Origin of the sequence: Burkholderia sp. 9779_493 (genome assembly GCF_015712215.1) — a bacterium.
Classification (GTDB): Bacteria; Pseudomonadota; Gammaproteobacteria; order Burkholderiales; family Burkholderiaceae; genus Burkholderia; species Burkholderia cenocepacia.
This window is the reverse complement of record NZ_JACCQA010000009.1, coordinates 168397-189330: the sequence shown is the minus strand read 5'-3', so window position 1 is coordinate 189330 and position 20934 is coordinate 168397. Positions and strand designations below refer to the sequence as shown.

At 67.9% G+C, this 20934-nt stretch carries 18 protein-coding genes; 7 read left to right on the top strand and 11 right to left on the bottom strand.

Annotated features, from left to right (window positions below; translation table 11 throughout):
* Positions 1-54: 54 nt before the first annotated feature.
* Positions 55-831: an L-iditol 2-dehydrogenase gene (locus tag H0X95_RS12015; RefSeq protein ID WP_006483759.1), complete on the bottom strand. Its 777-nt coding sequence runs from the start codon at positions 829-831 to the stop codon at positions 55-57.
* 327 nt (positions 832-1158) lie between these two features.
* Between H0X95_RS12015 and H0X95_RS12010 the strand changes: the two genes are divergently transcribed.
* From H0X95_RS12010 to H0X95_RS11995, 4 genes are read left to right on the top strand one after another with little or no spacing between them, the layout of a single operon-like run.
* Positions 1159-1620, top strand: coding sequence for a Fur family transcriptional regulator (locus tag H0X95_RS12010; protein ID WP_006483754.1), 462 nt, complete (start codon positions 1159-1161; stop codon positions 1618-1620).
* 44 nt (positions 1621-1664) lie between these two features.
* Positions 1665-2576: a metal ABC transporter solute-binding protein gene (locus H0X95_RS12005; RefSeq protein ID WP_006496501.1), complete on the top strand. Its 912-nt coding sequence runs from the start codon at positions 1665-1667 to the stop codon at positions 2574-2576.
* Between the two features lie 17 nt (positions 2577-2593).
* On the top strand, positions 2594-3478 hold the full coding sequence (locus H0X95_RS12000) for an ABC transporter ATP-binding protein (RefSeq protein WP_006496502.1): 885 nt from the start codon (positions 2594-2596) through the stop codon (positions 3476-3478).
* Entirely contained in the window at positions 3471-4253 is a 783-nt protein-coding gene (locus H0X95_RS11995) for a metal ABC transporter permease (protein WP_006483758.1), read from the top strand. The genes H0X95_RS12000 and H0X95_RS11995 overlap by 8 nt, the downstream gene beginning before the upstream one ends.
* A 133-nt stretch (positions 4254-4386) precedes the next feature.
* On the opposite strand, the gene fghA is transcribed toward H0X95_RS11995, so the two are convergent.
* The 3 genes from fghA to H0X95_RS11980 all read right to left on the bottom strand — a co-directional run bounded on the left by fghA (position 4387) and on the right by H0X95_RS11980 (position 8039).
* A complete protein-coding gene (fghA, locus tag H0X95_RS11990) occupies positions 4387-5235 on the bottom strand; it encodes an S-formylglutathione hydrolase (protein WP_059721418.1) in 849 nt (282 codons plus the stop codon).
* Positions 5236-5251: 16 nt separating this feature from the next.
* Positions 5252-6358 (bottom strand): S-(hydroxymethyl)glutathione dehydrogenase/class III alcohol dehydrogenase, encoded by a 1107-nt coding sequence (locus H0X95_RS11985; RefSeq protein WP_006483756.1) that lies wholly within the window; start codon positions 6356-6358, stop codon positions 5252-5254.
* A 214-nt stretch (positions 6359-6572) separates the two neighbouring features.
* Positions 6573-8039 (bottom strand): xylulokinase, encoded by a 1467-nt coding sequence (locus tag H0X95_RS11980; protein WP_059721419.1) that lies wholly within the window; start codon positions 8037-8039, stop codon positions 6573-6575.
* Positions 8040-8477: 438 nt separating this feature from the next.
* On the opposite strand from H0X95_RS11980, the gene H0X95_RS11975 reads away from it, so the two are divergent.
* Positions 8478-9854: a nucleobase:cation symporter-2 family protein gene (locus H0X95_RS11975; RefSeq protein ID WP_006487579.1), complete on the top strand. Its 1377-nt coding sequence runs from the start codon at positions 8478-8480 to the stop codon at positions 9852-9854.
* A gap of 373 nt (positions 9855-10227) precedes the next feature.
* Here the strand turns inward: H0X95_RS11975 and H0X95_RS11970 are convergent, their stop codons facing one another.
* Genes H0X95_RS11970 through H0X95_RS11960 form a run of 3 tightly spaced genes read right to left on the bottom strand, consistent with a single transcriptional unit; the run spans position 10228 to position 16241 of the window.
* Complete coding sequence (locus tag H0X95_RS11970; RefSeq protein WP_077234035.1) at positions 10228-11751, bottom strand: efflux transporter outer membrane subunit; 1524 nt, start codon at positions 11749-11751, stop codon at positions 10228-10230.
* Positions 11751-14951 (bottom strand): efflux RND transporter permease BpeB, encoded by a 3201-nt coding sequence (bpeB, locus tag H0X95_RS11965; RefSeq protein ID WP_006482626.1) that lies wholly within the window; start codon positions 14949-14951, stop codon positions 11751-11753. The genes H0X95_RS11970 and bpeB overlap by 1 nt, the downstream gene beginning before the upstream one ends.
* Positions 14952-14966: 15 nt before the next feature.
* On the bottom strand, positions 14967-16241 hold the full coding sequence (locus H0X95_RS11960) for an efflux RND transporter periplasmic adaptor subunit (protein WP_006497328.1): 1275 nt from the start codon (positions 16239-16241) through the stop codon (positions 14967-14969).
* Positions 16242-16641: 400 nt separating this feature from the next.
* On the opposite strand from H0X95_RS11960, the gene H0X95_RS11955 reads away from it, so the two are divergent.
* Entirely contained in the window at positions 16642-17283 is a 642-nt protein-coding gene (locus tag H0X95_RS11955) for a TetR family transcriptional regulator (protein WP_006486802.1), read from the top strand.
* Between the two features lie 37 nt (positions 17284-17320).
* On the opposite strand, the gene H0X95_RS11950 is transcribed toward H0X95_RS11955, so the two are convergent.
* Positions 17321-17998 carry a cysteine hydrolase family protein gene (locus H0X95_RS11950; RefSeq protein ID WP_059720701.1) on the bottom strand — a complete coding sequence of 226 codons (678 nt, stop codon included), beginning with the start codon at positions 17996-17998 and terminating at the stop codon, positions 17321-17323.
* A gap of 152 nt (positions 17999-18150) precedes the next feature.
* Between H0X95_RS11950 and H0X95_RS11945 the strand changes: the two genes are divergently transcribed.
* Entirely contained in the window at positions 18151-19158 is a 1008-nt protein-coding gene (locus H0X95_RS11945) for a helix-turn-helix domain-containing protein (protein ID WP_048989254.1), read from the top strand.
* A 51-nt stretch (positions 19159-19209) separates the two neighbouring features.
* Here the strand turns inward: H0X95_RS11945 and H0X95_RS11940 are convergent, their stop codons facing one another.
* The 3 genes from H0X95_RS11940 to H0X95_RS11930 all read right to left on the bottom strand — a co-directional run bounded on the left by H0X95_RS11940 (position 19210) and on the right by H0X95_RS11930 (position 20872).
* Positions 19210-19917 (bottom strand): CoxG family protein, encoded by a 708-nt coding sequence (locus tag H0X95_RS11940; RefSeq protein WP_059720702.1) that lies wholly within the window; start codon positions 19915-19917, stop codon positions 19210-19212.
* A 28-nt stretch (positions 19918-19945) separates the two neighbouring features.
* A complete protein-coding gene (locus tag H0X95_RS11935) occupies positions 19946-20305 on the bottom strand; it encodes a DUF427 domain-containing protein (protein WP_006497332.1) in 360 nt (119 codons plus the stop codon).
* 129 nt (positions 20306-20434) lie between these two features.
* A complete protein-coding gene (locus H0X95_RS11930) occupies positions 20435-20872 on the bottom strand; it encodes a carboxypeptidase-like regulatory domain-containing protein (RefSeq protein ID WP_006490101.1) in 438 nt (145 codons plus the stop codon).
* Positions 20873-20934: the final 62 nt, after the last annotated feature.

Sequence of the window (20934 nt, the reverse complement as noted above, 5' to 3'; positions counted from 1 at the left end):
GCGGCCGCGGCGTCGCGGGCCGGCCGGCGGGTGGCGCGTGCGAGCGGCGCCACGTCAGCTCATCCAGTTGCCGCCGTCGACGTTCAACGTCTGGGCGGTGATGTAGTCGGCGTCGGCCGACGCGAGGAACAGCGCGGCGCCCGTCAGGTCGCCCGGCACGCCCATGCGGCCGAGCGGCACGGCTTCGCCCACGAGCCGCTTCTTCTCGCCGAGCGGCCGGTTCTCGTAGCGCGCGAACAGCGCATCGACCTGCTCCCACATCGGCGTGTCGACGACGCCCGGCGCGATGCCGTTCACGTTGATCCGGTGCGGCGCGAGCGCGAGCGCGGCCGACTGCGTATAGCTGATCACCGCGGCCTTGGTCGCGCAGTAGTGCGAAACGAGTGCCTCGCCGCGACGGCCGGCCTGCGACGACATGTTGACGATCTTGCCGCCGCGCCCCTGCTCGACCATCCGCTGCGCGACCGCCTGCATCAGGAAGAACAGCCCTTTCACGTTGACCGAGAACAGCCGGTCGAACACGTCCCACGATTCGTCGAGGAGCGGGCGCATGTCGAACAGCGCCGCGTTGTTGAACAGGATGTCGACGCCGCCGAAGCGCTCGACCGCCGTGGCGACGATCCGCGCGATGTCGTCGCGGCGCGTGACGTCGGCCGTGACGGCCACCGCGCGGCCCGGGTTGGCCTCGATCAGCCGCGCGAGCGAGCCGCCTGCCGGCTTCACGTCGACGAGCACGCAGCGCGCGCCCTCGTCCAGATAGCGTTGCGCGACCGCCTCGCCGATGCCGCTTGCGGCGCCCGTCAGGATCGCGACCTTGTCTTCCAGTCTCACTGGCTGTCTCCGGTTCGTTCTGCTGTACGACGGTCACGAGGTGAGCGAACGCTCGCAAACCGATCAATTGCTCTGTTAGTGATCGAATGATCGGATACGCGATACGCGCTGTCAAGACGACGCGACGGCTTTCTATGACGCGCTGCGGCACGGCGGCGCATGACGACGCCCGGTCGCGCCCGCGCGGCAAGGTGCGGCGCGCACGGTGCGGCGCAGTGGGAGCGGCATGAAGGGGACGGAGCGACGGCGGAACGCGGAATTCGCGCTGCACGGCGCGGCGATACGTTATATCATCGCCGTACTGTGTTTCATCGCCTGCTTCACGCCATGGCTACCTCATCGCCCATTGACGCCCGGCTGTCCCGGGCCGACGCATTCGCCGCCGAACACGGGCTCGCGTGGACACCGCTGCGCCGCCAGGTCTACGAACGCGTGCTGGCCGCGCAACGCCCGATCGGCGCGTACGACCTGCTCGCCGAACTCGAACCGCAACGCGGCCGGGTGCCGCCGACGACCGTCTATCGCGCGCTGGATTTCCTCGTCGAACACGGCTTCATCCACCGGATCGAATCGAAGAACGCATTCTTCGCGTGCTGCGAGATCGGCGTGCCGCACGAAGGCCAGTTCCTGATCTGCGATTCGTGCGGCGACACCGTCGAGATTCCCGGCGGCGACCTCGCGAAGCAGTTGTCCGCGAGCGAGCCCGCGCACGGTTTCGAAGTCCACCACCAGGTCGTCGAGCTGAGCGGCCTGTGCGGACACTGCAAGCGCAAGCCCGCGCAGCGCTGACGCCGAATCGCGGCGTACGCGCCGCCCTTCCAACGAGGAGTTCCATGTCCATTGCCCTGAAGCGCGCGCCGCGGCGCGCCCTGTCGCCTGTCCGCTGGCTGGCCGCCGCCGTCGCCGCGCTGTCGTTCGCCGCGCCCGTGGTCGCGCAGGCCGCGACCGTCAACGTCGTCGCCGCCGAGAATTTCTACGGCGACGTCGCGTCGCAGATCGGCGGCCGCCACGTCGCGGTCACCAGCATCCTCAGCAATCCGGATCAGGATCCGCACCTGTTCGAAGCGAGCCCGAAGACGGCCCGCGCGCTCCAGCACGCGCAGGTCGTGATCTACAACGGCGCCGACTACGATCCGTGGATGGGCAAGCTGCTCGGCGCGTCGAAACAGGCGAAGCGCGCGACGATCGTCGTCGCCGATCTCGTCGGCAAGAAGGCCGGCGACAACCCGCACCTGTGGTACGACCCGGCGACGATGCCGGCGGCCGCACGCGCGATCGCGGCCGAACTCGGCCGCGCCGACCCGGCGAACAAGGCCGAATACGAAGCGAACCTGCAGAAGTTCGTCGCATCGCTGAAGCCCGTCGACGACCAGGTCGCCGCACTGCGCGCGAAGTTCAAGGGGGTGCCCGTGACAGCCACCGAGCCCGTGTTCGGCTACATGTCGGACGCGATCGGCCTCGACATGCGCAACCAGCGCTTCCAGCTCGCGACGATGAACGACACGGAGGCGAGCGCGCAGGACGTCGCCGCATTCGAGAACGATCTGCGCAAGAAGCAGGTGCGCGTGCTGATCTACAACAGCCAGGCCGAGGAGCCGATGACCAAGCGCATGCTGAAGGTCGCGCGCGACGGCGGCGTGCCGACCGTCAGCGTCACCGAGACGCAGCCGGCCGGCAAGACCTTCCAGCAATGGATGAGCGGCCAGCTCGACGCGCTCGGCAACGCGCTCTCAGCCGGCAAGTAACCGACAACCGTAACGTCATGACTGCCACTCCCCACGCCCTCGCCGTCGATCGCGTCACGCTCGAACTGGGCGGCCGCACGATCCTGCGCGACGTCAGCTTCTCGATCGAGCCCGGCGAATTCGTCGGCGTGCTCGGGCCGAACGGCGCGGGCAAGACGACGCTGATGCGCGCGGTGCTCGGCCTCGTGCCCGTGTCGGCCGGCACGCTGTCGGTCGGCGGCGTGCCGGTCGTGCGCGGCAACCCGTCGATCGGCTACATGCCGCAGATCCGGAGCGGCCTCGCGAACCGCCGGATGCGCGGCTACGACTTCGTCGCGATGGCCGCCGACGGCCACCGCTGGGGCCTGCCGCACACGAACGCGGCCACGCGCCGCGACGTCGATCGCGTGCTCGACCTCGTCGGCGGCCCGTCGCTCGCGCGCCGCCCGCTGTCCGAACTGTCGGGCGGCGAGCGGCAGCGGCTGCTGCTTGCGCAATGCCTGCTCGGCAACCCGAAGCTGCTGCTGCTCGACGAGCCGCTGATCAGCCTCGACCCGAACCACCAGCGCGGCGTCGTCGAGCTCGTGCGCAACGTGCAGCGCGAGCTCGGCATCACCGTGCTGTTCTCCGCGCACGAACTGAATCCGCTGCTGAACGCGCTCGACCGCGTGCTGTATCTCGGCAACGGCGTGGCGGCGCTCGGCACCGTCGACGAGGTGATCACGAAACCCGTGCTGTCGCGGCTCTACGGATCGCCGATCGACGTGATGCGCGTGAACGGCAAGATCTTCGTGATGTCGGGCGACGTCGAGATCGAGAAGCACGATCACGAACACGAGGACGACGACGGCCATTCGCACGGCGGCGGCCACGGCCACCACCACCACGGACACGCTCATCCCGGGCATTCGCACGATGTTTGAATACGACTTCATGATCAACGCCTTCGCGGCGTCGGGAATCGTCGCGGTGCTCGCGGGCATCGTCGGCTACTTCCTGGTGCTGCGCGGGCAGACCTTCGCCGGCCACGCGCTGTCGCACGTCGGCTTCACCGGCGCGACGGGCGCGGTGCTGCTCGGCGTCTCGCCGATCTGGGGGATGGTCGGCTTCACGCTCGCGGCCGGGATCGGGATGGGCGCGCTCGGCGAAAAGCTCGCGGGCCGCGACGTCGCGATCGGCGTGATCCTGTCGGGCGCACTCGGCTTCGGCCTGTTGTTCCTGCACTTCTACACGTCGTTCGCGACGCAGGTCACCGCACTGCTGTTCGGCAACGTGCTCGCGGTCAGCCACGACACGCTCGCGGTGCTCGCGGGCATCGGCGCGGTGAGCCTCGCCGCGCTCGCGCTGATCGCGCGGCCGTTGCTGTTCGCGTCGCTGCAGCCCGAACTGGCCGAAGCCAAGGGCGTGTCGCTGCGCACGGTGTCGATGCTGTTCCTCGCGGTGTGCGCGCTCGCGGTGGCCGCGGCCACGCAAATCGTCGGCGTGCTGCTCGTGTTCACGCTGCTGGTCGGGCCGGCGGCGGCCGCGCAGAACGTGTCGACGCGACTGTCGACGGGCGTGCTGCTCGCCGCGCTGTTCGCGCTGTTCGAAGCGTGGGCCGGCATCGTGCTCGCGTATCACACCGACTGGCCGACGAGCTTCTGGATCACCGCGCTGTCGGCGCTCGTGTACGGCGCGAGCCTGTTGCGACGCAACTGATCGCGGCCCGGCGCATCGCCGCCCGATGCCGATCAAAGAAAACGCCGGCGTGCCCGAGGGCAGCGCCGGCGTTTTTTCATGCGCTCGCAATCGCGTGCGGCGCGCCGTGTGCGTTACCGGCTTGCGCCCCTGCTCACCGCGCCAGCACGCGCGCGTGATGCGCGAGGTGATCGGCGATGAACGTCGAGATGAAGTAGTAGCCGTGGTCGTAGCCCGGATGGCGGCGCAGCGTCAGCGGCTGGCCGGCCTTCGCGCACGCGGCTTCGAATACGTCGGGATTCAGCTGGTTCGCGAGGAACTGATCGGCCAGCCCCTGATCGACGAGAATGCCGTCCGCGAACTTCGGCGCATCGACGCGCGCGACGAGTTCGCTCGCGTCGTGCGCCTTCCACGTCTCGCGATCGGCGCCGAGATAGCCGGAGAACGCCTTCTCACCCCACGGGCAGCGCGTCGGCGCGGCGATCGGCGCGAACGCCGACACCGACCGGTACAGCCCCGGATGACGCAACGCGAGCGTCAGCGCGCCGTGCCCGCCCATCGAGTGGCCGAAGATGCCGAGCCGCGCGCCGTCGATCGGCAGTTCGGCCGCGACGAGCTCGCGCAGCTCGCCCGTCACGTACGACTCCATCCGGTAGTGCGTCGACCACGGCGCTTCGGTCGCATCGACGTAGAAGCCCGCGCCGACGCCGAAGTCCCACGCATCCGTCTCGCCCGGCACGCCCGCGCCGCGCGGGCTCGTATCGGGCATCACGAGCGCGATGCCGTGCTGCGCCGCGTATTGCTGCGCGCCGGCCTTGATCGCGAACGTCTCGTCGGTACTCGTGAGCCCGGCGAGATAGAACAGCGCCGGCACGCGGCCGTGCGCGGCCTGCGGCGGCAGGTACACCGAGAACTTCATCGGCAGGCCGATGGCTGCCGAATCGTGACGGTAGAAGCGCTGCTCGCCGCCGTGGCACGCATGCGAGGAAACGAGTTCGAGCATGACGATTCGCTCCCGGTCAGTACAGCACGACCGAGCGGATCGACTCGCCGGCCTTCATCAGGTCGAAGCCTTCGTTGATCCGCTCGAGCGGCAGCGTGTGCGTGATCAGGTCGTCGATGTTGATCTTGCCTTCCATGTACCAGTCGACGATCTTCGGCACGTCGGTGCGCCCGCGCGCGCCGCCGAACGCCGAGCCCTTCCATTCGCGGCCCGTCACCAGCTGGAACGGGCGCGTGCTGATTTCCTCGCCCGCTGCCGCCACGCCGATGATGAACGACTGGCCCCAGCCCTTGTGCGTGCACTCGAGCGCCTGGCGCATCAGCTTCACGTTGCCGACGCATTCGAACGAGTAGTCGGCGCCGCCGTCGGTCAGCTGCACGATGTGGTCGACGACGTTCTCGACCTCGTTCGGGTTGATGAAGTGCGTCATCCCGAACTTCTTCGCGAGCTCGACGCGCTTCGGGTTGATGTCGACGCCGATGATCTTGTCCGCGCCGACCATCTTCGCGCCCTGGATCACGTTCAGGCCGATCCCGCCGAGGCCGAACACGACCACGTTCGCACCGGCCTCGACCTTCGCCGAGTACACGACCGCGCCGACGCCCGTCGTCACGCCGCAGCCGATGTAGCAGATCTTGTCGAACGGCGCGTCCTCGCGCACCTTCGCGACCGCGATCTCCGGCACGACGATGTAGTTCGAGAACGTCGACGTGCCCATGTAGTGGAACAGCGGCTTGCCGTCGAGCGAGAAGCGCGACGTCGCGTCCGGCATCAGGCCCTTGCCCTGCGTCGCGCGGATCTTCTGGCACAGGTTGGTCTTGCGCGACAGGCAGAACTTGCACTCGCGGCATTCGGGCGTGTAGAGCGGAATCACGTGGTCGCCCTTCCTCACGGTGCCGACGCCGGGGCCGACGTCGACCACCACGCCCGCGCCTTCATGGCCGAGGATCGCCGGGAAGATCCCTTCCGGATCGGCGCCCGACAGCGTGTAGTAGTCGGTGTGGCAGATGCCCGTCGCCTTCACTTCGATCAGCACTTCACCGGCGCGCGGCCCTTCGAGATCGACTTCCTCGATCGTGAGCGGCGCACCGGCCTTCCATGCAATCGCGGCTTTCGTCTTCATCGTGTCACTCCTGTATGTCTGTGAGATCGGCCCCGGCCCGCGGGTCGGCGCCGGCCGGGGTTTCGTGCAAAGCGGTCGAAGCCGTGCCGCGTGGCACGGCGAAAGAATCTCGTGCTCGCCATGATGGCCGCTCCCGCCGCGCATCGCGTGCGGGAAACGGTCGCCGGCTTGCCAGGATGCGTCATCGCTGACGCAAAAGAACAAGTGTTCGAGTTTAAACGCCCGTCGTGAACCATGCATCCGTGCGAACGTACAGATCGACGAAGCGCGCGTGGCGGGCCGCCAGCCGGCGATCGTCGTGCGGGGCCGCGACCGGCGACGCAGTCGGCGCCAGCGCGCGCAACGCATCTTCACGCCAATGTCCGATCGCGACGCCCGCGAGCAACGCGGCGCCGCGCGTCGCGGCGTTCGGGCAATCGATCGCGTGCAGCGACGCGCCGAGCGCGTCGGCGAGCAACTGGCGCCAGCGCGGATCGACCGAACCGCCGCCCGCGAGACGCAGCGTCGTCACGGCATCACGGCGATCGGCGTCGCGGATCGCATCGAGCCCCGCGCGCAACGCGAATGCGACGCCTTCGAACGCGGCGCGCATCATCGCGCCGCGCGTGTCGCCGAGCCCGAGGCCGAGCCAGCCGCCGCGCGCATCGGGGTTCATCCACGGCGAACGTTCGCCGGTCAGGTAAGGCAGGAAGCACAGCCGCTCCGACGCCGGCTGCGCGAACGCATCGTCATATGCATCGGCCCATCGCGCGTAGCCGAGCCAGCCGCGCACGGCTTCGAGCGCGAGCCCGACGTTCTGCATCGCGGCCATCGTGTAATAGCCGCCGCCGGCCGCCGCACGATAGCGATGCAAGCCGCGCCGCGCGGGCGGCAACGCGTCCGCGAGCACGACGATCTGCCCGCCGCTGCCGGTCGTCAGCAGCGCGTCGCCTGCGACGGCCAGCCCGCTGCCGAGCGCCGCGCACGCGGTATCGGCCGCGCCCGTCGCGAGCGGCACGCCGGCCGGCAGGCCGAGCGCGGCGGCAGCCTGCGCGCCGAGCACGCCGCAGCGCGCGGTGGACGCACGCACCGGCGCGAAGCGGTCGGTCGGCAAGCCGAGCGTGTCGATCAATGCGTTGTCCCACGCGCCGTCGGGCGTCGCGAGCGCGGTTGCGCACGCGTCGCTCGGATCGGCCGCGACATCGCCGCCGAGCGCGATGCGCAGCCAGTCCTTCGGCTGCACGGCCCAGCGCGCGGCGCGCAGCGCAGCGGGTTCGTGCGTGGCCAGCCAGCGCAACAGCGGGCCGGCCATGCCGGGCGCGACGGGATTCGGGGCGACGGGCAACCCGGCGACGGGCGATCCGGACGCCGGCCAGCTCGCTGCATCCGCCTCCCGCACCGCGCGCGTGTCCGGCCACAGCAGCGCGGGCCGCACCGGCTGGCCGGCCGCGTCGATCAGCACGACGCCATGCATCTGGCCCGAAAAGCCGATCGCCGCGACCTGCGCCCGCTCGTCGGCCGGCAGCCGCGCGGCCGCGCGCACCAGCGCCTGCCACCAGGTGTCGGGCGCGATTTCCGCCCAGCCCGGCTGCGGCGACGACAACGCATAAGGTTCGCTCGCGACCGCCCGTTCGACGCCGTCGGCATCGAGCGTGACGAGTTTGACGGAGCCGGTGCCGAGGTCGATTCCGAGCAGGCGCATGACGTGAGGGGGATTCGTATGAACGGATGTCGATGATAACGGGATCGCGATGTGCGCCCCGTTTTTTGCCGTCACGTCGACGCGTCGAAACGGCGCTCGGCCGGCGGGTTTGACCGGGCTGCACCTTGCACGCAAAAGCGGCCGCTCGCGGGTTAACCCGGCACGCTTTCCGCACCCCCCTTTTTGCCACTATGCGGCCGACCCGATACACACCATAAAGCGGCCCATATTTGACATGGGGGCCGGCGCTATTTTGAAGCGCTATAAAACCGGTGAACCTCACTCCTGCGGCAGTTTCCCGATGATCGCCCCCCTGCTCCATGCCGAAATGGCATATCGAACCAGCAAAGAACGGAATAGAACCCAGTGCTCTTGTTGCATGGATTCATTCCGAATAACTTCGTATCACCCCGAAAACAAGATCATGGAGTGAGACAGATGCAATCGAACACGGTCCATCCGTGCGATGAGGTGCTGCCGACCGGCAAGCTGGTAACGCTTGGCCTGCAACACGTCCTCGTCATGTACGCCGGCGCCGTCGCCGTGCCGCTTATCGTCGGCGCCGCGCTCAAGCTGCCGAAAGACCAGATCGCGTTCCTGATCAGCGCCGATCTGTTTTCGTGCGGCATCGCCACGCTGATCCAGACGCTCGGCCTGTGGATCTTCGGGATCCGCCTGCCCGTCATCATGGGCTGCACGTTCGCGGCCGTCGGCCCGATGATCGCGATCGGCACGAACCCCGGCCTCGGCATTCTCGACATCTTCGGCTCGACCATCGCGGCCGGCATCATCGGCATCGTGCTCGCGCCGATGATCGGCAAGCTGTTGCGGTTCTTCCCGCCGGTGGTCGTCGGCACGGTGATCGCCGTGATCGGGCTGTCGCTGATGGAAGTGGGCATCAACTGGGCAGCCGGCGGCGTCGGCAACCCCGAGTACGGCAGCCCGGTCTATCTCGGCCTGTCGCTGCTCGTGCTCACGCTGATCCTGCTGATCAACAAGTACGGCCGCGGTTTCGTCGCGAACATCTCGGTGCTGCTCGGCATCGTCGCCGGCTTCGCGATCGCCTTCGCGATCGGCCGCGTGAACACCGACGGCGTCGCGCATGCGCCGTGGGTCGGCTTCGTGATGCCGTTCCACTTCGGCCTGCCGCACTTCGATCCGCTGTCGATCGTGACGATGGTCACGGTGATGTTCGTCACGTTCATCGAATCGACCGGCATGTTCCTCGCGGTCGGCGACATGGTCGATCGCCCGGTCAATCAGGAGCGCCTCGTGCGCGGCCTGCGCGTCGACGGCCTCGGCACGCTGATCGGCGGCATCTTCAACTCGTTCCCGCATACGTCGTTCTCGCAGAACGTCGGCCTGATCGGCGTGACGGGTGTGAAGAGCCGCTTCGTGTGTGCGACGGGCGGCGTGATCCTCGTGCTGCTCGGCCTGTTCCCGAAGATGGCGCAGGTCGTCGCGTCGGTGCCGCCGTTCGTGCTCGGCGGCGCAGGCATCGTGATGTTCGGGATGGTCGCCGCGAACGGCATCAAGGTGCTGTCGAAGGTCGACTTCGTGAACAACTCGCACAACCTGTTCATCGTCGCCGTGAGCGTCGGCATGGGCCTCGTGCCGGTCGTGTCGCCGCACTTCTTCTCGAAGCTGCCGCCCGCGCTCGCACCGATCCTGCATAGCGGCATCCTGCTGGCATCGGCCTCGGCCGTGATCCTGAACATCGTGTTCAACGGCGTGAAAGGCGAAAAGGATGCGCGCTGCGAGATTCGGCGCGCGGGACACGACTTCGACGGGCGGCCCGCCGACGTGCACCACTGATCGCGCCGCGCCGGACGATGGCGCGAAGCGGTGACGGCGGTAACGAGAAACGCCACGGCATGCCGTGGCGTTTTGTTTTGGGGGTGCGGGACCACGCGTGGTGCGGGGGTGAACGCGCTTCGCGCGAGCAGATGGATCGCCGGCGCATGATGCGGAATGCCGACTGACCGCCAGGCGTGACGCGGTTGGTGCGGTCGGCGTGATCGGTACCAGCGGAACGCCGCGCACGCATCGTCACGACGACAGCGCCCGTCCCCGCCCGATCCGGCAGCGCAAAAGAAAACGCCACGGACCTTCGTCCGTGGCGTTCTCGTTTCCGCATACAGCCGGTTCGAAGCGCAAGCGCGATAACCCGCGCCTGCCTTCTCGGTGCTTACCCGTTCGTCGCGGTTGCCGACGCGGGCGCCGGTGCAGCCGCCTTGTCGTAATCGACCGGCGCATCCGGCGCGCGCGGCGTCTCGCCGGCGCGCTGGATCCAGCCGCCGCCCAGGGCGCGGTACAGGTCGACCAGGTTCGTCCAGCGTGCCAGACGTGCGCTGATCAGCGACTGCTGCGCGGCGTACAGATCCGTCTGCGCGGTCAGCACCGACAGGTAGCTGTCGACACCGTTCTTGTAGCGCAGGTCCGACAGATCGAAGCGTCGCTGCTGCGCGTGCTCGTTGCGCTCGAGCGCCGCGATCTGCTGGTCGTACGTGCCGCGTGCGGCCAGACCATCCGACACTTCGCGGAACGCCGACTGGATCGCCTTCTCGTAGTTCGCGATCTCGATGCGCTTCTGCACGTTCGCGAGATCGAGGTTCGCGATATTCTGCCCGCCTTCGAAGATCGGCAGCGCGATGCTCGGCGCGAACGACCACGCCGCCGTGCCGGCCTTGAACAGGCCGCCCAGCGTCGGGCTCGCGGTGCCGAACGCGCCCGTCAGCGAAATCTTCGGGAAGAACGCCGCGCGCGCCGCGCCGATATTGGCGTTCGCGGCCAGCAGCGTCTGCTCGGCCTGCATCACGTCAGGACGACGCGTCAGCAGGTCCGACGGCAACCCGGCCGGCACGTCCGTCAGCAGGTTCTGCGCGTCGAGCGGCATGCCCGCCGGCAGATCGTCCGGCAGCGGCTCGCCGATCAGCAGCACCAGCGCGTTCAGCGCCTGCGCGCGGGCTCGCGCCTGCGCCTGCTGGTTCGCGAGCGCCGTCTCAACCACCGTCTGCGCCTGACGCAGCTCGAGCTCGGAGCCCGTGCCGTTGTCGAACTGCAGCTTGGTCAGGTCGTACGATGCCTGCGCGGTCTTCAGCGTGTCCTCCGTGACCTTCAGCAGGTCATCGGTCGACAGCAGCGTCAGATATTGATCCGCGACCTGCGACACCAGCGAGATCTCGGACGCCTGCCGCGCGTACGACGTCGACAGGTATTGCGCGAGCGCCTGGTCCTTCAGGCTCTGCACGCGGCCGAACAGGTCGAGTTCCCATGACGCGGACAGCCCGACGTTGTAGGTCGTCGTGATGTTCCGGCCCGGCACGGCCGTCAGCGAATTCGGCAAACGCTGACGGTTGCCCGTACCCGTACCGTCGAGCGTCGGGAACAGCCCCGCACGCGTGATCTGGTACTGCGCACGCGCGGCCTCGATATTGAGCACCGACACGCGCAGGTCTCGGTTGTTTTTCAGCGCGATCTCGATCAGCCGCTGCAGGCGCGGATCGACGAAGAACTCGCGCCAGCCGATGGCAGTCGCCGCCTGGCCATTCGCGCTGCGCGCGCCGGCCGCGCCCGGCTGCGTCGCGTAGACGCCGCCGGCCGGGTACGCCTGCGCGACGGGTGCGTCGGGCCGCTTGTAGTGCGGCGCCATCGTGCAGCCCGTGGCAAAGAGCGCGACTGCGATTGCAGTCAAAGCGTGTTTTTGCATCATCACTGTCCCTTGTTGCCTTCGTCGCCGTTGCCCGGCTTCTCTTCGTGGTGCGAGTGCTCCTGAGCCAGACGCAGCGCCTCGTCGACGTCTTCCTTCTCGCCGCTGAAGATCGCGCGGATCTTCACGAAGAACATCGGGATCATGAAGATCGCGAGGAACGTCGCCGTGATCATCCCGCCGATCACGCCCGTACCGATCGCGTGCTGGCTCGCCGAACCCGCGCCGTTGCTGATCGCGAGCGGCATCACGCCGAGAATGAACGCGAGCGACGTCATCAGGATCGGACGCAGCCGCAGGCGCGCCGCTTCCAGCGCGGCCTCGATCGGCCCCATCTTCTCCGTCTGCTGCAGTTCGCGCGCGAACTCGACGATCAGGATCGCGTTCTTCGCGGACAGGCCCACGGTGGTCAGCAGGCCGACCTGGAAGAACACGTCGTTCTCGAGGCCGCGCATCGTGGCCGCGAGCAGCGCACCGATCACGCCGAGCGGCACGACCATGATCACCGAGAACGGGATCGACCAGCTTTCATACAGCGCCGCGAGACACAGGAACACGACGAGGATCGAGATCGCGTACAGGATCGGCGCCTGCGAACCGGACTGGATTTCCTGGAACGACAGGCCCGTCCACGAATAGCCGATACCGACCGGCAGCTTCTTCGCGAGCGTTTCCATCGCGGCCATCGCCTGACCGGTCGACTTGCCCGGTGCGGCCTGACCCTGGATTTCCATCGCCGACACACCGTTGTAGCGCTCGAGCTTCGGCGAACCGTACGTCCAGTGACCGGTCGCGAACGCGCTGAACGGCACCATCCCGCCCGACCCGTTGCGCACGTACCAGATGTTCATGTCTTCCGGCGTCATCCGGAACGGCGCATCGGCCTGCACGTACACCTTCTTGATCCGGCCGTCGGTGTCGAGGAAGTTGTTCACGTACTTCGACGCCCACGCGATCGAGAACGTCTGGTCGATCGCATCCGCCGTCACGCCGAGCGCATTCGCCTTCTCGCGGTCGATGTTCACCTTGTACTGCGGCGTATCGTTCAGGCCGTTCGGACGCACACCCTGCAGCGTCGGGTCCTTCGATGCCATCCCGAGCAGCTGGTTACGTGCGGCCATCAGCGCGTCGTGGCCGAGACCGGCGTTGTCCGTCAGCTCGAAGTCGAAGCCGGCAGCCGTACCGAGCTCAGGAATCGACGGCGGGTTGAACGGGATCACGAGCGCGTCCTTGTAGCTCCCGTAGCGCCCGAACATCCGGCCGATCAGCGCCTGCACCTTCTGGTTCGCATGCTGACGCTGCGAGTAGTCCTTCAGGCGGACGAACACGAGACCTGAGTTCTGGCCGCGACCCGCGAAGCTGAAGCCGTTGACCGTGAACGCCGATTCGACGATTTCCTTCTCGTCCTTCAGCAGGTAGTCGGAAATGTTCGCGAGCGTCTTCGCGGTCGTTTCCTGCGTCGAGCCCGACGGCGTCTGCACGATCACGAACATCAGGCCCTGATCTTCATCGGGCAGGAACGACTTCGGCAGGCGCACGAACAGCAGCCCGACCGCGACGATCACGACCAGATAGATGATGAGCCAGCGGCCCGAGCGCTTGATCACGTGGTGCACGCCGACGTGGTACTTGTCGCGGCTGTTGTTGAACGTGCGGTTGAACCAGCCGAAGAAGCCCTTCTTCTCTTCGTGATGCCCTTGCGGGATCGGCTTGAGGATCGTCGCGCACAGCGCCGGCGTCAGAATCAACGCGACCAGCACCGACAGCACCATCGCCGACACGATCGTCAGCGAGAACTGACGATAGATCGCGCCGACCGAGCCGCCGGAGAACGCCACCGGCACGAACACCGCCGACAGCACGAGCGCCACGCCGACGAGTGCGCCGGTGATCTGGCCCATCGCCTTGCGGGTCGCTTCCTTCGGTGACAGCCCCTCTTCCGCCATCACGCGCTCGACGTTCTCGACCACCACGATCGCATCGTCGACCAGCAGGCCGATCGCGAGCACGAGGCCGAACATCGACAGCGTGTTGATCGAGAAACCGACCATCGACATGATCGCGAACGTACCGAGCAGCACGACCGGCACCGCGATCGTCGGGATGATCGTCGCCCGCAGGTTCTGCAGGAACAGATACATCACGAGGAACACGAGCACGATACCTTCGAGCAGCGTCTTGACCACTTCCTCGATCGACAGCTTCACGAACGGCGTCGTGTCGTACGGATACTTCACGACGAGGCCGTGCGGGAAGAACGGTGCGAGCTCGTCGATCTTCGCGCGCACGGCCTTCGCGGTCGCGAGCGCGTTCGCGTTGGTCGCGAGCTGGATACCGAGTGCCGCGGTCGGCTGACCGTTGTACTTCGTGTCGAAGTTGTAGTTTTCGCCGCCGAGGCCGATCTGCGCGACGTCCTTCAGGCGCACCTGCGAGCCGTCCTGGTTGACCTTCAGCAGGATGTTGCCGAACTGCTCGGGCGTCTGCAGCAGCGTCGATTCGGTGATCGTCGCCTGCAGCACGGTGCCCGGCGTGGCCGGCGTGCCGCCGATCTGGCCGCCCGCGATCTGCACGTTCTGCGCGGTGATCGCCGAGCTGACGTCGACCGGCGTGAGGCCGTAGTTGGTCAGGCGGTTCGGGTCGAGCCAGATCCGCATCGCGTACTGCGAGCCGAACAGCGTGACGGTACCGACGCCGTTCAGCCGGCTGATCGGATCCTTCACGTGCGACGCCACGAAGTTCGCGAGGTCGTACTTGTTCATGCTGCCGTCTTCGGAGTTGAAGGCGAGCACCAGCAGGAAGCTGCTGCTCGACTTCGTGACCGACAGACCGAGCTGCTGCACGACCTGCGGCAGAACCGGCGTCGCGAGCGACAGCTTGTTCTGCACCTGGACCTGCGCGATGTCGGCGTTGGTGCCCGGCGCGAAGGTCAGCGTGATCGTTGCGTTGCCCGAGTCGTCACTCGTCGACGACATGTACAGGAAGTTGTCGAGACCGCTCATCTGCTGCTCGATCACCTGCGTCACCGTGTCTTCCACCGTCTTCGCGGAAGCGCCCGGGTAGTTCGCGGTGATCTGGATCGATGGCGGCGCGATCGTCGGATACTGCGAGATCGGCAGCGTGAAGATCGCCGCAACCCCGGCCAGCATCAGGATGATGGCGATCACCCACGCGAAGATCGGGCGATCGATAAAAAACTTTGCCATGAAACAGGCTCCCTGTTATTTCGCGCTCGAAGCAGCGGCAGCACTCGCCGGCGCGGCGCCCGATGCGGCGGCACCGGAAGCGGCAGCGGCGCCGGACCCGGCAGCGGCCGGCGCGGCGGGGGCAGCAGCGCCCGAAGCGGCATCGGCCGCCGGGGCGAGCTGCGCGGGGACCGTCTTCACGGTCGCGCCCGGGCGCACCTTGTCGACGCCTTGCACGATCACGTGATCGCCCGCCTGCAGACCGCCTTCGACGACCCAGTTCTGGCCTTGCATGCCGGTGGTCTTCAGCGGACGCGGCTCGACCTTGTTGCTGGCGTTCACCACCATCGCGATCGCCTGGCCCTTCTGGTCGTGCGTGACGCCGATCTGCGGCACCAGGAACGCGTTCTCGTTCACGCCTTCCTCGATCCGTGCACGCACGAACATGCCCGGCAGCAGCACGCGATTCGGGTTCGGGAACACCGCGCGGATCGTCACCGAGCCGGTGGTCTGGTCGACCGTCACGTCCGAGAACTGCAGCTTGCCCGGCTCCGAATAGGTCTTGCCGTCTTCGAGAATCAACGACACCTTCGCCGCGCCCGGACCGGTCGTCTTCAGACGGCCGCTCTGCACGTCCTGACGCAGCTTCAGCCCTTCGAGGCTCGACTGCGTGAGGTCGACGTACACCGGATCGAGCTGCTGCACGGTCGACATCAGCGTCGCCTGGCTCGCCTGCACGTAGGCGCCCGGCGTCACTTGCGAGATGCCGACGCGGCCGGTGATCGGCGACACGACATCCGTGTAGCCGAGGTTGATCTGCGCGGTGTCGACCGCCGCCTTGCCGGCCGCGACGTCCGCCGCGGCCTGCCCTTGCGTGGCGACCGCGTTGTCGTAGTCCTGCTTGCTGACCGCGTTGGCGGCGACCAGCACCTTGTAGCGCGCGACCAGCGCGTTCTGCGTGACGAGGTTCGCCTGCGCCTTCGCAAGCGTCGCCTTCGCGCTGTTCAGGGCCGCGATGTACGGCGCCGGATCGATCTTGTAGAGACGCTGGCCGGCCTTGACGTCGGTGCCCTCGGTGAATTCACGACGCAGCACGATGCCGTCGACCCGCGCGCGCACCTGCGCGACGAGGAATGCACTGGTGCGGCCCGGCAGGTCGGTGAAGACCGGTACGGATTGCGGCTGGACGGTGACGACGCCGACTTCCGGCGTTTGCGGCGGCGGTGCCGATTCTTTTTTCCCGCACGCGGCCAGGAAAACGGCGGCCGTCGCGACAGTGATTAAGCGGTATGGAACCCGTTCGACGCGCATGGAGCGACCTCTGTGTATAACCAATGGAATAAGTGCCACGCCCGACCGGAGCGCAACACGGATGCGCCTCGCGGCGCAGATCGAACACCTGAATTACTGGACTGCCAGATACAGCACGTCGGCACGAGACCTCCGTGCCGACGGGGATGCCGCGAACTGCGGACTGGTACTAGGGCGGGAATCAGCAGAGTGGGATATTAACTGATTGCCACTTGGGTCATTCGATCGTAGGGTGGTATTGTATATACATTCACGAATGTATGTAAAAAGCCCGTTTGTACTCCGCCCGCTGTCCAGTCTTACAGATTGTTACCAGCAGCAAGCATAGCCCGTCTGCGTGACGGCGACGAGGGGTTGCGGACCCTATATTCACCTACGATCGATCCAATCAGGCCTGCACATGGTCAGACGTACCAAGGAGGAGGCGCTCGAGACGCGCAATCGCATTCTCGACGCCGCCGAACACGTGTTCTTCGAGAAAGGCGTGTCGCACACGTCGCTCGCGGACATCGCGCAGCACGCCGGCGTGACGCGCGGCGCGATCTACTGGCATTTCGCGAACAAGAGCGAACTGTTCGATGCGATGTTCGACCGCGTGTTCCTGCCGATCGACGAGTTGAAACGGATGCCGCTCGACGCGCCGGGCGGCAATCCGCTGGAGAAGGTGCGCCAGATCCTGATCTGGTGCCTGCTCGGCGTGCAGCGCGACCCGCAGCTGCGCCGCGTGTTCAGCATCCTGTTCATGAAGTGCGAGTACGTCGCGGACATGGAGCCGCTGCTGCAGCGCAACCGCGCGGGGATGAGCGAGGCGCTGCACATGATCGACGCCGATCTCGCGGTGGCCGTGGGGCTCAAGCTGCTGCCCGAGCGGCTCGACACGTGGCGCGCGACGCTGATGCTGCACACGCTGGTCAGCGGCTTCGTGCGCGACATGCTGATGCTGCCCGACGAGATCGACGCCGAGCAGCATGCGGAAAAGCTCGTCGACGGCTGTTTCGACATGCTGCGCTACAGCCCGGCGATGCTGAAGGACCGCGACTGACGGCACGGCGCATCGCGCGCCGCGTCGCCGTGCCGGGTCAGGCCGCCTTCGCGCGCCGCGCGCGGGCCCGCCGGTTCGACGCGGCCACCGAATCGCGCGCCGGCATCGGTGCGCCGGCGAGCCCCGCGATCCACGCGTCGGTCGACATCACCGCCGCGAAATTCGACTGGAACACCACCGCGTACGTGCGGTGAATCTCTTCGGCGCTCACCGCCCCCGCTTCGTTCTCGTAAGGCAGCGCGCCCGTCGCGTCGTTCAGGTATTCGACCTTCAGCCCCGCATGCGCCGCGTGATAGACCGTCGACGCATTGCAGTTGTGCGTCATGTAGCCGGTCACCGCGAGCGTGTCGATTCCGTGCGCGTCGAGCCACGCGGCGAGATCGGTGCCGGCGAACGAGCTCGCTTGCGCCTTCTCGATCAGGTGCGCGTACGGGCGGCTGGTGACCACCGTGTGCAGCGCGACGCCGTCGGTACCGGGCGCGAAGATCGGCGCACCGGCCGGCGCGACGTGCTGAACCACGATCACCGGCACGCCGGCCGCGTGCGCGGCGTCGATCGCCCGGCCGATGTTCGCGAGCGACACGTCGAGCGGCGGATATTCGATCGGCAGGTTGCCCGTCACGTATTCGTTCTGCACGTCGATCACGATCAGTGCGCGGCGGGCAGCGGGACGGGAAGTGGATTGCGGGACGGCGGGCGACGCGGCGGCAAGCATGGCGGACTCCTGGTCGGGAGGCGCTGCCCCGCCCCGGAGCAGGGCGGCCAGCAGTGCGATGGGATGCATTGTCGGACCGCAGCGCGTATGCCGATAGTGGCCCGATAGCCATTCTTCGATAAAATCGGGCCATCGCCTTTCCGGAATCCGCCATGCTCGCCGCCGCGTCGCCCGCCCCGTCCGTTCCGACCATCGTCGCCGTGATCGCGTACGACGGCATCAGTCCGTTCCACCTGTCCGTGCCATCGGTCGTGTTCGGCAAGGAACGTGATGCGGCCGCGTCGCCCGCGTTCGAGTTCCGCGTCTGCTCGGCCGAGCGCGGCCCGCTCGCGACGACGGGCGGCTTCACGATCACCGCACCGTACGGGCTCGACGCGCTCGACGACGCGGACATCGTCATCGTGCCGTCCTGGCGCGACCCGGACGAAGCGCCGCCCGACGCGCTGCTCGATGCGGTCCGCGCGGTCGCCGCGCGCGGCGCGGAGCTCGTGGGCCTGTGCCTCGGTGCCTACGTGCTCGCCGCGGCCGGCCTGCTCGACGGCCGTCCGGCCACCACGCACTGGGCGTGGGCCGACGATTTCGCCCAACGCTTTCCGCGCGTGAAACTCGATCCCGACGTGCTCTACGTGGACGACGGCAACCTGATGACGTCGGCCGGCACGGCCGCCGGCCTCGACTGCTGCCTGCACGTCGTGCGGCGGCGCTTCGGCTCGGACGCCGCGAACCGGATCGCGCGCCGCCTCGTGATCCCGCCGCACCGCCAGGGCGGACAGGCCCAATACGTGCCGCAGCCGGTCGCCGCGCACCCCCGCGATGCACGACTCGCGGGCCTGCTCGACTGGGTGCGCGCGCATCTCGACGCCGCGCACAGCGTCGATTCGCTCGCCGAACGCGTGCTGATGAGCCGCCGCACGTTCACGCGCCACTTCCGCCAGGCGACGGGCACGACCGTCACCGCGTGGCTGCAGGCCGAACGGCTTGCGCGTGCGCAGCATCTGCTCGAAACCACCGGGCAGTCGATCGACGCGATCGCGCAGGCGGCCGGCTACGGCTCGAGCGTGTCGCTGCGCCAGCATTTCGCGGGCGCGCTCGGCACGTCGCCGTCTGCGTATCGAAGGGAATTTCGCGGCGCCGGAGCCCGTGCCGACGCGGGACAGTGACGCCGGCCGCGCGCGTGGCGGGCAGGCCTCGAAGCGGAACCGGGCAGCCGCTCAGCCGCCGTTGATCCAGCGCGCCGCGTAAAGCAGCAACGCGACGAACACGATCATCGCCGCCCAGGCCCATACGGGCACGGTGCCCGAATCGCGATGCGGAAGCGCGCTCGCCGCCCGCCCGCTCAGCGCGCCGCCGAAGTGCGGCGGCAGCGAACGCTTCGTCGCGGCCACCAGTGACGCCGGCCGCAGGAAGACATGCTGGCGGCGCTGCGCCGGGGCGCGCGCGCGATTCGGCGCGAGACCGTGCTTCGCCTGCACGACCGCGCCGAACTCGCGAAAGAACGTGTCGGTCCATTCGCGCAGCGCATTGTCGATCTGCCGCGCCGGCAACTCCGCGAGCGGCCCGCTGGCCGTCGCCCAGACCACGTATTCGATCCGCGTGGCGTTCGCATCGTCATCCGGTGTCAGCACCAGTTCGACCTGGCCGCGCAGCGCGCCGAGGCCGTCGGCCCGCGCCTTGAAGTTGAGCACCCGGCGCGGCCGACCTTCGGCGTCGCCCTGCTCGGCGGCCGCATGCGCGCGCACGTCGTAGCGGGCGCGCAGCGGGCCGAGCGGCACCGTGATCGTCAGCGCGAACTCGCCGTGCGCGAGTTTCACGAACGATTCGCAATGGTCGAAGCTCGCCCGCAGCAGCGCGAGATCCTCCAGCGCATCCCGCACGACAGGCGGCGCGAGCGGTACGCGTAACGTGTCGTTCAGTTCCATGACGCCTCCCCGATGAACGCGCGCCGCATCAGGACGTCTCGACGAGACTGTCGACCCGTGCGACATCGAAGGCGACGTAGTGCGCGAGCACGGCCGCCGCCTCCTTCGGTTCTTCGTAACTCCATGCGGCGTTCTCGATCACACCGTCTTCCGTCTGCAAGTCGAAATGCACGGCTTGCCCCCTGAACGGGCAGGCCGACGTGACGCCCGATTTCACGAGCCGGCGCATGTTGACGTCGCCGCGCGGCAGGTAATGAATGTCCGGGAGCCCCGCCTCGCGCACGGTCAGCGCGCCGTGCGAATCGGCATAGGTGATGCCGCGATGAATCACGCGCACGCGATGACGGTTCGGCACGATTTCGAGTCGGGGGTCGGCTGCATCGGACATCGTTTCTCCTTCGGGCGGCGTCAGGCCGGGGGCAGGAAACGAAAAAGCCACGGCACGCATGCCGTGGCTTTCATTATGGGCGAAACTTCGTCCGATTGCGCGACCGGGAGCCCGGCCGCGCGCGACGGGCTACTGCGCACTCCACTGGAACGCGGCTTTCGCGCCGCCCTTCGCGCCGACCGTGACGGCGCGCGATTCGTCGCTGCCCTGGTACGACGCGTGCACCGTATAGCGCCCCGGCGGCACCTTCACGAGCATGTACGGCCCGCGCGTGTCGGTTTTCAGCACCTCGGCGCCCTTGCCGTCGACGATCCGGACATGGACGTCGGCCAGGAACTCGCCGCCCTTGCCGGTGAAGCGCAGCGCCAGCGGCCACTGCGACTCGTTGCGCTGGAACGCCGTCGATTCGTCCTGCCCGACACCGCCGGACACGAAGGTGACATCGCCTTGCTGGCGCGCGGCGGGCAAGCCGTCCGACTGCGCGTACGCGCCGGTCGCACCGGCTGCGAGGCCGGCGGTCAGCGCCGCGGCGACGGCAAATCGGGACACGTTGCGTAGATATTGCATGGCTCTCTCCTTGGGGTCGGAACACATACGGGGCGCGGCGTCACGCGATCGATCGAGCGGCG